At 55.4% G+C, this 13,311-nt stretch carries 11 protein-coding genes and 1 tRNA gene; 11 read left to right on the plus strand and 1 reads right to left on the minus strand.

What is annotated here, in order from left to right:
* Positions 1-302: 302 nt before the first annotated feature.
* The 10 genes from QZR18_RS04095 (at position 303) to QZR18_RS04140 (ending at position 9,643) form a co-directional block, all read left to right on the plus strand.
* Positions 303-2,750, plus strand: coding sequence for an Rne/Rng family ribonuclease (locus QZR18_RS04095; protein ID WP_295910409.1), 2,448 nt, complete (start codon positions 303-305; stop codon positions 2,748-2,750).
* A 174-nt stretch (positions 2,751-2,924) separates the two neighbouring features.
* Positions 2,925-3,245, plus strand: coding sequence for a 50S ribosomal protein L21 (gene rplU / locus QZR18_RS04100; protein WP_034251010.1), 321 nt, complete (start codon positions 2,925-2,927; stop codon positions 3,243-3,245).
* Between the two features lie 29 nt (positions 3,246-3,274).
* A complete protein-coding gene (gene rpmA, locus QZR18_RS04105) occupies positions 3,275-3,535 on the plus strand; it encodes a 50S ribosomal protein L27 (RefSeq protein WP_009748005.1) in 261 nt (86 codons plus the stop codon).
* A 98-nt stretch (positions 3,536-3,633) separates the two neighbouring features.
* Positions 3,634-5,157, plus strand: coding sequence for a GTPase ObgE (obgE, locus tag QZR18_RS04110; RefSeq protein WP_178706985.1), 1,524 nt, complete (start codon positions 3,634-3,636; stop codon positions 5,155-5,157).
* Positions 5,158-6,267, plus strand: coding sequence for a glutamate 5-kinase (gene proB, locus QZR18_RS04115; protein WP_178706982.1), 1,110 nt, complete (start codon positions 5,158-5,160; stop codon positions 6,265-6,267).
* Between the two features lie 3 nt (positions 6,268-6,270).
* Positions 6,271-7,551, plus strand: a complete 1,281-nt coding sequence (locus tag QZR18_RS04120) for a glutamate-5-semialdehyde dehydrogenase (RefSeq protein WP_178706979.1) — start codon at positions 6,271-6,273, stop codon at positions 7,549-7,551.
* Between the two features lie 11 nt (positions 7,552-7,562).
* Positions 7,563-8,174 (plus strand): nicotinate-nucleotide adenylyltransferase, encoded by a 612-nt coding sequence (nadD, locus tag QZR18_RS04125; RefSeq protein WP_019127116.1) that lies wholly within the window; start codon positions 7,563-7,565, stop codon positions 8,172-8,174.
* Between the two features lie 93 nt (positions 8,175-8,267).
* Positions 8,268-8,693, plus strand: coding sequence for a ribosome silencing factor (gene rsfS, locus QZR18_RS04130; RefSeq protein WP_178706976.1), 426 nt, complete (start codon positions 8,268-8,270; stop codon positions 8,691-8,693).
* On the plus strand, positions 8,690-9,469 hold the full coding sequence (locus QZR18_RS04135; RefSeq protein WP_178706973.1) for a histidine phosphatase family protein: 780 nt from the start codon (positions 8,690-8,692) through the stop codon (positions 9,467-9,469). The genes rsfS and QZR18_RS04135 overlap by 4 nt, the downstream gene beginning before the upstream one ends.
* Positions 9,470-9,570: 101 nt before the next feature.
* A tRNA-Ala gene (locus QZR18_RS04140) sits at positions 9,571-9,643 on the plus strand.
* 165 nt (positions 9,644-9,808) lie between these two features.
* On the opposite strand, the gene QZR18_RS04145 is transcribed toward QZR18_RS04140, so the two are convergent.
* Positions 9,809-11,830 (minus strand): OPT family oligopeptide transporter, encoded by a 2,022-nt coding sequence (locus QZR18_RS04145; RefSeq protein WP_178706970.1) that lies wholly within the window; start codon positions 11,828-11,830, stop codon positions 9,809-9,811.
* Between the two features lie 173 nt (positions 11,831-12,003).
* Here QZR18_RS04145 and QZR18_RS04150 point away from each other — a divergent pair, with 173 nt between their 5' ends.
* Positions 12,004-13,284, plus strand: coding sequence for an MFS transporter (locus QZR18_RS04150; RefSeq protein ID WP_295910414.1), 1,281 nt, complete (start codon positions 12,004-12,006; stop codon positions 13,282-13,284).
* Positions 13,285-13,311 lie beyond the last annotated feature (27 nt).

Below are 13,311 nucleotides of genomic sequence, written 5' to 3' on the forward strand. Positions count from 1 at the left end.
GCTGTTTTTCTGAATAAAACCGCAGCTGTGTCGTTTTATTTAAAGCGATTCTATGGTGACGTGGTGAACATTGGAAGAACCGCCGCGAAAGTGCCCGGGCATGCCCGCAATCCCTATGAGAGAATGGGGAATACGAAATGAGTGGAGCGCACTCTCTACTCATCACAGGGCGGCCTGCTAGCAACAGATGAACGCCTGTGGTTGCCAGTTGCAACTTCGATAAGACTTCCGCTTCATTGCGTGTAATACAGACCCAGCAGTGCGAGCTCGGTCAACATACTGACATTGTGAAAGAAGAGGCCATGCCTGAAACCCCAGCAGCAACTCTGCTTTTCCAGGCTCCGACATTCCAGGAACCGACTTTTTCTGCCCCCGCCAATACTTTGCAGAGTGAGACTGAAGAAAAGCCCCGTCGTCGCTCGCGTACCCGCGAAGTGAAGGCGGAGGAAACAACCGAAGAATTAACGACGAAGAAGCGTGCGCGTTCGCGAAAGAAGGCTGCAGAGGACGATGCCTCCTCAGAGGTCGCTCAGCCAAAGCGTCGGCGCTCTCGGCGTAAAGATCAGGATGAAGAAGCTTCCGAGGTTGCCGAGAAGGAGCAGCCAGCACCTGCTAGTGAGGCTGCTGACGGCGCGGATAACTCTGAAAGTGGTGAAGAGACGACGCGCCGTCGTCGCCGTCGTCGCGTTCGCGCCTCTGAAGCTCAAGAAGGAACTGACGAAGTTCAAGCACTCAAGGGTTCAACCCGCCTCGAGGCTAAGAAGCAGCGCCGCAAGGAAGGGCGCCGTGAGGGACGTCGTCACCACCGCATTACCGAATCTGAGTTCCTGGCTCGACGCGAGTCTGTGAATCGCAAGATGGTGATTCGTGGCCAGGATGGTCTGGATCAGATCGCAATTATCGAAGACGATCTTCTGGTCGAGCACTATGTTGCGCGCCGTACTCAAAAGACAGCGGTCGGCAATATCTATATGGGGCGCGTTCAAAACGTTCTGCCCTCGATGGAAGCTGCCTTCGTTGACATCGGTAAGGGGCGCAATGCTGTCCTTTATGCCGGTGAAGTGAATTGGGACGCTGTTGGTCTTGAAGGAAAGCCTCGCCGCATCGAATCTGCCTTGAAATCCGGTGACCCGGTCCTCGTTCAGGTCACAAAGGATCCGATCGGTCACAAGGGTGCGCGCCTGACCAGTCAGATTACTTTGGCTGGACGCTACCTTGTCTTGATTCCCGGTGGCTCCATGATGGGCATTTCGCGAAAGCTTCCTGAGCGTGAGCGCATCCGTTTGAAGAAGATCCTTAAGCAGGTTGTCCCTGATTCTGCCGGCGTCATTGTGCGTACTGCAGCTGAAGGGGCAACGGAAGAGCAAATTCGCGATGATGTTCGCCGTTTGACTAAGCAGTGGGACGATATTGAATCCAAGCTTTCTTCGACGAAGAATGCCCCGGTTTTGCTGCGCGGTGAGCCTGAACTTGCGGTTCGTGTTGTCCGCGACATCTTCAATGAAGACTTTGCGGAGCTCATCATTGAAGGTAGCGAGACCTATGAAACGGTCAAGGCTTACGTTGACGAGCTTTCTCCAGAGCTTTCTGATCGCGTGACCAAGTGGGTTGGAACAGAAGATGTTTTCCATGCCTACCGCGTGGATGAGCAGCTTGCCAAGGGAATGGACCGCAAGGTCTGGTTGCCCAGTGGTGGCACGCTCATCATCGATCGCACCGAAGCCATGACCGTCATCGATGTGAACACCGGTAAGTTCATCGGTGCGGGCGGAACTTTGGAAGAGACGGTCACCCGAAATAATCTCGAGGCCGCCGAAGAGATTGTCCGCCAGCTTCGTCTGCGCGATATCGGTGGAATTGTCATTATCGACTTCGTTGACATGGTTTTGGAGTCGAACCGTGATCTTGTTCTTCGTCGTCTGGTTGAGTGCTTGGGCCGAGATCGCACACGTCATCAAGTCACTGAAATTACGTCACTGGGTCTGGTCCAGATGACCCGTAAGCGTGTGGGTGAGGGGCTGGTTGAGGCCTTCTCTACCACCTGTGAGGCTTGCGAGGGCCGCGGATTCATTGTTCATCACCACCCGGTAGAGATTCAAGGTGCGGCTGAGGAAGCCCCGAAGCGCTCGAAGAAGTCTCAAAATCGTGCGCGCGTTGAAGATAGCCCTGAGCACGAGCGAGCTCGTGAGGCGATGACTGCAATCGCAGCTGCGAGCAGCCGTGAGGAGTCAGCTCAGTCTGCTCACCAAGACGATGAAGCGCAAGTTTCGGACGAGAAGTCCGAATCTGCACAGCAGGATGCGTCGCAGCAGCGAGAGGCTGTGCGCGAGGCCTCGACAGAGGTAAAACGCCAGCGTCGTTCACGCAGGGTCACGCGTCCCCAGGAAGATGGTCCTGCTACCCGTGGGGGAGAAGCTGCTCCCGAGTCTCAGGATGTCCCCACAGCTGCGCCCGAACAAACCCAGCTGCAATCTGCAGCGGTTCGTGAGGAAGCTTCGACCCCCGAGAAGGCTACTCAGCCGCCTCGTCCTGCGCGTTCACGTCGACGTCGCGCGGTGAGTGAGGCGAGTGAACCCACTCGGGTCCATATTGATCTTCCGGAGCCAGCTGCACCCGTTGCTGCAACCCATACGACGCAAGAGATTGTGATCAGCGTTCCCCCGCGGAGTGAAGAAACAGCTCCTGTAAAGCGCTCTCGCCGGCGCCGGGTTGCCGTGAGTGAACCCGCAGCACCCCCGGTTGAAGGGTGACAGTGCCCAAGCACACACCCAAAAAACGAAGAAAATCCCTCTAGCGGTTTGCTTCAGTCGGGGTTTTCAGCTAAATTTGATCGTCGGCGCAACGAGCGCCAACGGGCTTAGTGTTTCTTGATGAGGAACGTTGTTCGAACGTGGAAGCCTAGCCCGTCCAAGTTTCGAGAAGAGATGAGCTTCAACGTGGTCTACGCGATCGTCAAGGCCGGCGGCCGGCAGGAAAAGGTGTCCGTCGGTGACGTCGTCGTCGTCGACAAGCTGGCAGAAGAAATTGGTGCCAGCATCGAACTCCAGCCTTTGATGCTGGTCGATGGCGATGCAATCACCGTCGAGCCCAGCGCACTGGAGAAGGTCACGGTCAAGGCAGAGGTTGTTGACTCTGCTAAGGGCCCGAAGATCTCCATTATTAAGTACAAGAACAAGACCGGTTACCGTAAGCGTCAGGGCCATCGCCAGAAGCTCTCGGTTGTCAAGATCACTGAGATCGCCTGAACCGTTCGATATAGAAAGTAGACGTCGAGATGGCACATAAGAAGGGCCTTGGCTCCTCCCGCAACGGCCGCGACTCGAACGCCCAGCGACTGGGCGTCAAGCGCTACGGCGGCCAGCTGGTAAACGCCGGCGAAATTATCGTTCGTCAGCGCGGCACCCACTTCCACCCCGGTGAGGGCGTTGGTCGTGGCAAGGACGACACCCTCTTCGCGCTGCGCGCGGGTGCGGTTGAGTTCGCAACCCGTCGTGACCGTAGGGTTGTCAACATCGTTGAGCCGGTCTCTGCCTGAGACCGACCGCTGATTGGGGGCGTCCGGCACAAGGCCGGATGCCCCTTTTCACTATCCTGATTCGCGCTGGCGCGCACTGGCCAAGACTGGAGACCACAGTGGCAAGCTTTGTCGATCGAGTAACGATTTTCGCCCAGGGAGGCAATGGCGGCCATGGTGTTGCCTCGGTGAAACGCGAAAAGTTTAAGCCGCTGGGAGGACCTGACGGTGGAAACGGTGGCAATGGCGGCTCTGTCATCCTTCAAGTCGACCCCCAGGTCACGACTCTGCTGACCTACCACCGGAACCCGCATCAGCGCGCGGAAAATGGAACCCAGGGCATGGGTGACTTCCGTCAGGGAAAAAATGGTGCGGACACAATTCTTCCGGTCCCGGATGGCACCGTTGTGAAGTCGACTCGCGGTGAGCTCCTTGCTGACCTTACGGGGGTTGGAGCTCAATTTGTCGTAGCCGAAGGTGGCCGCGGTGGTTTGGGGAATGCTGCCCTCGCCTCGAAGAAGCGTAAGGCTCCCGGTTTTGCTCTTCTGGGCGAACCCGGTGAAGAACACAATGTTGTTCTGGAGTTGAAGTCTGTTGCAGATGTTGCCCTTGTTGGATATCCCTCGGCTGGAAAGTCATCGTTAATCGCTGCGATGTCTGCAGCGCGTCCAAAGATTGCCGACTACCCCTTCACGACCCTCGTTCCCAACTTGGGCGTTGTCCAAGCTGGAGAAGCGCGCTTCACCGTTGCCGATGTTCCCGGACTTATTCCCGGTGCTTCTGCAGGTAAGGGACTTGGTCTAGACTTTCTGCGCCATATCGAGCGTTGCGCAGTTATTGTGCACGTCTTGGATACTGCGACTTTTGAGGTCGATCGAGATCCGGTTTCCGACCTGCGGACGATTGAAGCAGAACTCGCTGCATACGAGGGCGATCTGGGAGAGATTGAGGGCTATGTTCCCCTGATGCAGCGTCCTCGTGTGATCGCGCTGAACAAGATCGATATTCCTGACGGCAAGGACTTGGCGGAGATTACCAAGCCTGAGCTTGAGGTCTTTGGTTGGGCAATTTTTGAGGTCTCAGCAGTAAGCCACGAAGGCCTGAAGGAATTTTCATTTGCGCTTGCTCGCCTTGTCGATGAACATCGAGCACAACTGCCCGCGCTCGAAGCGGCACGTACGGTTCTTCGGCCTCGACCGGTGGGAAGCAAGGATGAGATTACTGTCCGCGTTGTCGAACACGCGGGGGAGACCGTTTACCAGGTGCGTGGGCGCAAACCCGAGCGTTGGGTGCTCCAGACCGACTTCTCCAACGACGAGGCCGTGGGTTACCTTGCCGATCGCCTTGCCGGTGCCGGTGTAGAAGAAGAACTGATGAAGGCGGGAGCTCACGCTGGCGATACCGTCGTTATTGGAACTCTTCACGACGGCGTTATTTTTGATTGGGAGCCTACCTTGACGACCGGTCCTGAGCTGCTTGGACAGCGAGGAACTGACCTGCGTCTGGACCGAAACGAGCGGCGTACAACAAGTGAACGTCGCGAACGCTATCGCGACATGATGGACGCGAAGTCAGCTGCTCGTGAAGAACTGTGGACCGAAAGGTCCAGTGGTGTCTGGACCGATCCGGAGGATGAACGCTAAATGTCCCCAAGGGGTAGTGCGGTGCAACAGGCGCGTCGTATCGTTGTGAAAATCGGTTCCTCATCGCTTACGCGTGAGGATGGCGGGCTTGATCTGAATCGCATTGATTCCGTTGCAAGGCTGGTTTCGGCGAAGGCAAGGCGAGGATGCGAGATTCTTATTGTTTCTTCGGGAGCTGTCGCTGCCGGTTTGGAGCCTCTTGGCCTGAGCGCGCGCCCGAAGGACCTTGCAAGTGTGCAGGCTGCTGCGGCGATGGGACAGGGATACCTGATGGCTCGCTGGTCCTCAGCTTTCCAGGCTCATCATCTACACGTTGCGCAGGTGCTGCTGACCGCTGCGGATGTGATGCAGCGTGAACACTACACGAACGCGATGTCTGCGCTGGATAAACTTCTTGCCTACGGTGTTGTGCCGATCATTAATGAAAATGATGCAGTCACGACCCGTGAGGTACGTTTCGGTGATAATGACCGGCTGGCCTCGTATGTCGCGCAAATGGTGGGTGCGGATATCTTGATTCTGCTCACCGACGTCGATGGGCTCTATACAGCTCCTCCTTCGCAGCCCGATGCTCGTTTAATTTCTGAAGTTCACGCGACCGATGAACTCAGCAACGTTGACGTCAGGGGAGCGGGCTCGTCGGTGGGCACTGGAGGCATGGCAACGAAGCTACATGCTGCTAGCATGGCGCAACATGCCGGCATCGGGGTTGTTCTTACCAGTGCTGATCGCTTGAGCGAAGCCCTCAGTGGTGAAGCAGTTGGTACGTGGTTTGAACCCACGCGTCATCGCCCAGCTTCTCGCACGCTTTGGATTGCCCATGTTGCCACCTCTAATGGTCAATTACTCATTGATGCCGGTGCGCGCAGGGCAATCACCCACGGTAAGAAATCCCTTCTTCCCGCGGGTATTAAAGAGGTCTTGGGTGTTTTTTCAGCGGGCGATGTTGTCGACATTGCAGATGATAATGGACTGATTGCGCGCGGAATTTCGCGCTACGACTCAGATACACTCGCGCGCATCATTGACTCGCACGAGGACTCGGAAACGAATAAGCACATGCGCCCAGCGGTTCACCGCGATGATCTAGCCCTTCTGGTTCGGGAGTAGAACATGAGTAATGATCTGGATATTTTCGAGTTAACTGACCGTGCGAAGCGGGCGCAGCGAGCGCTGGCAACGTCGACTACCGCGCAGCGCAACGGCATTCTCCTGGCGATTTCTCGCGCACTCGTCGACCACTGTGAGCAGATCCTTCATGCAAATGCGCAGGACTGCCAGCGTGCCGAAGAACGCGGTATGGCTGCTGGTCTTATTGACCGTCTCCGGCTTGATGAATCCCGTATTCGCGCAATTTCCAGCGCGGTACTTGACGTTATTGCTCTTGAAGACCCTGTTGGTACCGTGATTCGCGGTGGCCGTACAGACGATGGTCTTCGTGTTACTCAGCTTCGAGTTCCCATGGGTGTTGTTGGGATGATTTATGAGGCTCGTCCGAATGTCACTGTCGATGCCTCGATCCTGTGCTTGAAAGCCGGAAATGCAGTGATCCTTCGCGGTGGAAGTGCAGCGCAGAATACCAACGAGACTCTTGTTGAGGTTATTCGTGCGGCCATTGATTCCCTTGGTTTTTCAGCTGATCTTGTTCAAACAGTTGATCCCTGGGGGAGGGACGGGGCACGTGCCATGATGCGCGCACGCGGAGGCATCGATGTTTTGATTCCGCGCGGTGGCGAAGGCCTGATCCGTGCTGTGGTGGAAGAATCGACCGTTCCTGTTATCGAGACGGGAACGGGAAACTGCCATGTCTATGTTGATTCGGGAGCAGATGTTGACGCGGCGCTGCGAATCATTATCAACGCGAAAACTCAAAGGGTTGGGGTCTGTAACGCTGCTGAAACCCTTCTTGTCCACCGCGATATGGTCCGTAGCTTCCTCCCTCAAGTTTTGGCGGAGCTTACTCGTCTTGGAGTGCGCATTCATGCCGATGCTGCAGCGCGTGAATGTGCCGCGCATGTGAGTAGCGTTGATCAGAATTTGATCAGCGAGGCGACAGAGGACGACTGGCGTACCGAATATTTGTCAATGGACCTGGCAGTGAAGGTCGTTGACTCTATTGAGGAAGCGGTTGAACATATTCGTCGCTATTCCTCAGGACACACCGAAGCGATTTGCACGGCATCAATCAGTGCTGCGAACTATTTCCGCTCAAATATTGATAGCGCAGCTATTGCCGTTAACGCTTCGACGCGCTTCACTGATGGTGGACAACTTGGATTGGGTGCGGAAATCGGTATTTCCACGCAGAAATTGCATGCCCGCGGCCCCATGGGGTTGGCTGAGTTGACAACCAGCCAGTGGGTTATTGAAGGTGACGGAGCAGTTCGAAAGTAGGGAGGGCAAGCATGCCAACTTTGGACTCGGCCTCGGGAAAACTACGTCGCTCGATTGGAATTATGGGTGGAACCTTCGATCCAATCCACCACGGTCACTTGGTGGCGGCCTCTGAAGTCATGGACGTCTTCCAGCTCGACCAAGTGATTTTCGTTCCTACGGCTATGCAGCCCTTCAAAGCGGGTCGCAAGGTGACTCCTGCGGAACATCGCTATTTGATGACGGTGATCGCGACGGCCTCAAACCCTCGATTTTCAGTTTCGCGAGTCGATATTGACCGAGGCGGGACAACCTACACGATCGATACCCTTCATGATCTGCGAAAAATCTACCCGGATGCGGACTTCTACTTCATCACCGGTGCGGATGCGCTAACACAGATCGTTCAATGGAAAGACGCTGATCTTCTCTTCGAAATTGCGCACTTTATTGGGGTGACGCGTCCAGGACACGTGCTTGATGCGAAGAAACTTCCCGCTTCGTCGGTGTCCCTACTGGAGGTGCCCGCAATGGCAATTTCTTCAACGGACTGCCGCAAGCGCGTCGAACGTGGAAAGCCTGTGTGGTATTTGGTGCCCGATGGGGTTGTCCAATACATCAACAAATACAGGCTGTATCAGTAGCCTTCACGCAGTGGTCCAGTTGCTGGACCGCCGTGTCCTTCGGTAGCCGCGTGGCCCAGAAAATGGCAGACTGAAAACGGCGAAAGGAAAAATGTGGACGTTCAAAGCAAAGACCTGATTAGCAGTGCCCTGCGCGGCGCGGCCAATAAACTCGCGCAAGATCCAGTGTTGATTGACGTTTCGCAGCGTTTGGGGATCGCGGAGTCTTTCCTTCTGGTCTCTGCCCCTTCCTCGCGTCAGGTGCGCGCAATCGCTGAGGAAATCATGGACGAGATCGGGCGAGATTACCACATCATTCCTCAGCGCATCGAGGGCCGCAGCGAAGGCACCTGGGTGTTGGCCGACTACGGCGATGTTGTTATTCACGTGATGAGCCAGGAAGACCGCGAGTTTTACGCTCTTGAGCGTTTGTGGTCGGATCAGACAATTACTCGCCTTGAACTTCCTGATGTGGCGCCCGCTGCAGCTGTGCGTCGCGTTATGACTCCTTCGCAGGTTATTGAGGAGATGGGCGAATGAGCATCGATACTTCTTCCGTTTCTGCCGAGGCTGTGGCTGGGTACTCCCAGATTGCTGGCGCACGGCGGATTGTTTTTCTTCGCCATGGACAGACCGACTACAACGTCCAGCATCGTTTCCAGGGGATTATTGATATTCCTTTGAACTCGGTTGGCCGTGAGCAGGCCGTCGAAGGCGGTAAGGTTCTGGCTCGCCGGCTTGCCGGCGGAGGTCGAATTGGTGGCCTGAACGCCGATTATGTTTCAGCAACGGCTGTTCGTCTTGTCTCCTCACCTTTGGAACGTGCGTTTAATACCGCTCAGGCATTGGCTGAGGAGCTGAAGACCTTAGGCGTCGAAGTGGGGCAGATCGCGGTCGATAAGCGCCTTCTCGAGCGTTCCTACGGCGTTTTCGAAGGTTTGGATTTCGATCAGATTGCCGAGCAATACCCCGAGTGGCTGCTCGAGTGGCGTCAAACGGGTGAAAGTGCGGGAGCAGGTGTTGAGCCCGGAGGCACAGTGGGCGATCGCGTTCGCGAGGCTGTGCTTGAACATGCAGCAGAGGTTCCCGAAGGTGGTACTTTGGTTGCCGTTTCGCATGGCGCAGCTATTGCGCGCGGTGTGATGTCCACGATTGGCTTGGATCCGCGTCATTTTGATTGCATCCGCGGCGTTGACAATGTTCACTGGTCAGAACTTGTTCTTGCCGGTGGCGGCGGTTCTGGTGCCTCGGGTGCCGCCCGTTGGCGTTTGGCTTCACATAATGTTGGGGCCCGCCCGGAGGTTTTTGGGGCCTAAGAGAGCATAGGTGTGTTTCCTCGCACAGCTCCTTAATTTTGCCTTGGCGGGTATCGTCCGCTATTCTTAACAGGTCCGAGCGAGAAATCGCCGGAACCTACGGGGCTATGGCGCAGTTGGTAGCGCGCTTCCATGGCATGGAAGAGGTCAGGGGTTCGAATCCCCTTAGCTCCACAAAAAGACCGCTGGATGTGTGAACATCCAGCGGATTTTTGTATAGGAAAAGAAGTTAAATACGCGCGGCTACTGATAAGAAGTGATCTCAGGGAGTGCTTCGAATAGAGCGGGAGGGGAGTCGGATCAAATCCGGCTCCCCTCCAACTTTAGGCTAAGCGACGCTTAGTGCACGTCGATTGCTTCCTCAGCTCCCGCCTCGGGAAGGGTAGGCTCACTATCCGTGCGCGCAACCACTCCACGAATCCAGCGGTAGAGGAGGGCAATGCTTCCGATGAAGAAGATCGCGCCGATGAAGGTTGCCGGCGTTGCGAAGGAATCGCCCACGACGGCAAGGGGTTCTTCATTTCCTGTCGCGCCAACAATACCCGCGTAGATCACGCCAAAGAGGCTCTCGCCGACGATCAAGCCGGTTGCTAGGAGTGTACCCATACGGCGAGCGCGCTCGGGATCCTTGCGAGTGAGCGACCAACGATCGTAGAAGAAGCCGATGATGCCGCCGACGGGAATCAGAATCGTCAGCGAGGCGGGAAGATACATACCCATGCCCACTGCCAAAGGCGGCAGAGCAAAACGACGCTTCGTGGTGAGGTTCAAAACCTCGTCAATGATGACGATAACAATGCCGATGATGGCTCCCAGACCCAGAAGGCTCCAATTCTGAGTTCCACCGATGACGCCCTTTGCGAGGGCGGAAATCAACGAAGCCTGAGGAGCGGCAAGCGCGTCAGCGCCGGCGTTGGGAGCTCCCTGGAAACCGAAGGCATTCTGCATAAGGTTCAAAACCGGAGGAATGACAAGCGCCCCAAAAACAACGCCGATGACCAAAGCCACCTGCTGCTTCCACGGGGTTGCGTTTACCAGCTGACCGGTCTTGAGGTCCTGTAGGTTATCATTCGAGATCGTCGCAATACAGAAGACAATCGCTGCGGTAAAGAGCGTGTAGGCAATCAGGGCTGTTGTCTCTGCAGCAGAGGAGCCGTGACCGTGAACCGCGACAATCGCCAGCGCAGTGAGGACGACAACCAAAATACCCACGCCTGATACGGGGCTATTGGATGAACCGATGAGGCCGGCCATGTAACCACAGACCGCTGCGACCAGAAGGCCTGCAAGAAGGGTGAAGATCACCGAAACAGCGATGAGCATTGCTGTGTTGTGTGCGATTTCCGTGCCGTTTGTAAACAGCCAGAGCAGGCCGCCCACGGGGATCATTGACAGCACAATCACCAGTGCGACAACCGTGATCGGGATGTCACGTTCGGTCTGAGGAACCTCGCCACCATCGTGACGGGTGTGTGAGGAACGCATTGCATCGCGGATTCCCTTGACGATCGGAGAAATGATCTTGATAAGGGTCCAGATTGCGGCAACAGCCATGACACCTGCACCGATATAACGTACTTGGGTGGAAAAGACTGTATCGACGACGTCAGATACTGCCGATCCATCAAGCTGGCCGGCGCTGAAGTAGGGAATCAGGATGAAGTAGGAAACGAACATGCCGATGAGCATCGCGATGCCAACAGTCAATCCAACAAGGTGCCCAACGCCGATCAAGGCAAGCGACAGGGAAGTGCCGATCGAGGTTGCTCCAGCTCCGAGCTTAAACGTTGCGGAAATCGATGAGGATGCAACCTTCATGTAGGACAGCAAAGACATCGCTGCTGAGCAAATCGAACCCCAGATAATTGCGTGGAGGCCAAGAGTGTTATCGTCTGACTTCTCGTGTGCATCGCCGACTTTGAGGATTTCGGCTCCTGCGACACCTTCGGGGTAGGGCAGATCACATCCGGTCACCAGCGCGCGACGCAGCGGGATCGAGTACATAACGCCTAGAAGGCCACCGACTGCGCAAACGGCCATTGTCGTCCAGTAGGGGAAACCACTCCACCAGCCGACAATGACCAAGCCGGGGAGGATGAAGATTACTGCGGAAAGAGTTCCTGCAGCAGATGCAATCGTTTGGACGATGTTGTTTTCTTGGATGGTGTGATCGGCAAAAAACCGTAGAATTGCCATCGAGATGACGGCTGCAGGGATCGAGGTTGCGAAGGTTAATCCGACTTTCAATCCGAGGTAAACGTTTGCCGCGGTAAACAACAGGGTGATAATTCCACCAATAATGATGCCGCGGAAGGTTAATTCCTTCAGTGACGAGCGAGTGCTCGTTGTAGGCGTAGACACGTGAATCCTTTCCGTGTGCTGACGGTGGGTGTGGTCGCTAATGCGGCCATCTCTCGGTCAGACTAGTGATTACAAGTCTAATCTCCCTATGAAAATTAAGTTCAATGCATGGTCACAATTTGGGAAAATTTTGTAAATACTGGGGATAATGAAATGAAGAACACACAGCGATGATGACTGAACAGCGAAAATCGTATTCCAGAGCCGCAGTCTCGACGTCTCTTGCCTTCCTTGGCATCGTCGCCATGAGTATGACCATGCGTTCCGGGGCAACATCAATTGGACCGTTGCTTGGGCATATTTCGCAGGCCTATCACGCGGGCGCGGGTGCACTGGGAGTTCTTTCTGCTCTTCCCTGTTTGGTTTTTGCAGGTGTTGGTCTGATGGCTGTCCCCATGTCGAAGCGCTGGGGAATGAGTATGCTCCTCACGCTTGGGACATTCATCAGTGGGCTTGGTTTGCTTCTTCGTCCCTGGGCTGGGAACTTTACTTTCTTCTGTGTCCTCAGTGTTGTTGCTCTCGTTGGGCCCGCGCTGGCTAATGTCTTGGTTCCCGCGTGGATTAAGTACCACGAGGCCGGGAGGGGGACCCTGCTTGTAACTGCCTATGGGACGCTCCTTTTAATCGGCGGCGCCTTTGGCTCAGCTCTTGCTGTTCCTCTTGCTGGCAGGGATGGCCGTTATTGGCAGTATTCTCTGGCAGCTTGGGTTGTCTTTGCCTTCTTGGCAGGTCTGGTGTGGATTAGGGTTACAGTGCGTGCAGGTAAGGATCGCCCTGATGGCGCAGCGGCGCGGGTAGTGCATGAATCGCCCTTGGACGATAAACCTCAAAATCAGGAAGATTCTCTGCGAGTTTCGACCTCAAGATTGCCAATCTACCGCTCGCGAACAGCTATTTCTCTGGTTCTTGGATTTGGGCTGCAATCACTCAACGCTTATGTGCAATTTGCCTTCCTTCCTCAAATTCTTATGAATTCCGGGTACTCTGCATCCTTTGCTTCTCTCATGGCGGCGCTGGTCAATTTGTGGGCGGTTGTGGGCGGTCTGGTCATTCCCTTCATGATTGATACCGTTGGAACGCATATTCCATGGCTCGCTGCATTCTTGGGTCTTCTTACCTTCTGCGGTTGGATTGGACTTGCAGCGTTCCCCGGGAGCTACGCACTGATCTGGGTATCACTCTTAGCAATTGGTGGTTTCACCTTCCCGCTGATTTTGGCGCTCATTCCCGCACGCTCTCGCGATGCCGCAGTGACTGCGGATCTGTCGGCCTTGGTTCAGCCTATTGGCTATATCATCGCTGCAGTTGGACCGATTGGTTTTGGCCTTTTGCTTCAGTCGCTGGGGAATCAAACCATTCCATTGATTGCCATGTCCGTAACCGGTTTACTCATGGGCGTAGCGACCTTTGTTGGTGCCGGAACGGGAATGATCGATGATGAGCTTGAAGTCTAAATTCGTATAAGACAAAGTGGGGGTTGG

The sequence above is a fragment of the uncultured Actinomyces sp. genome, assembly GCA_900541895.1.
Taxonomy (GTDB): Bacteria; Actinomycetota; Actinomycetes; order Actinomycetales; family Actinomycetaceae; genus Pauljensenia.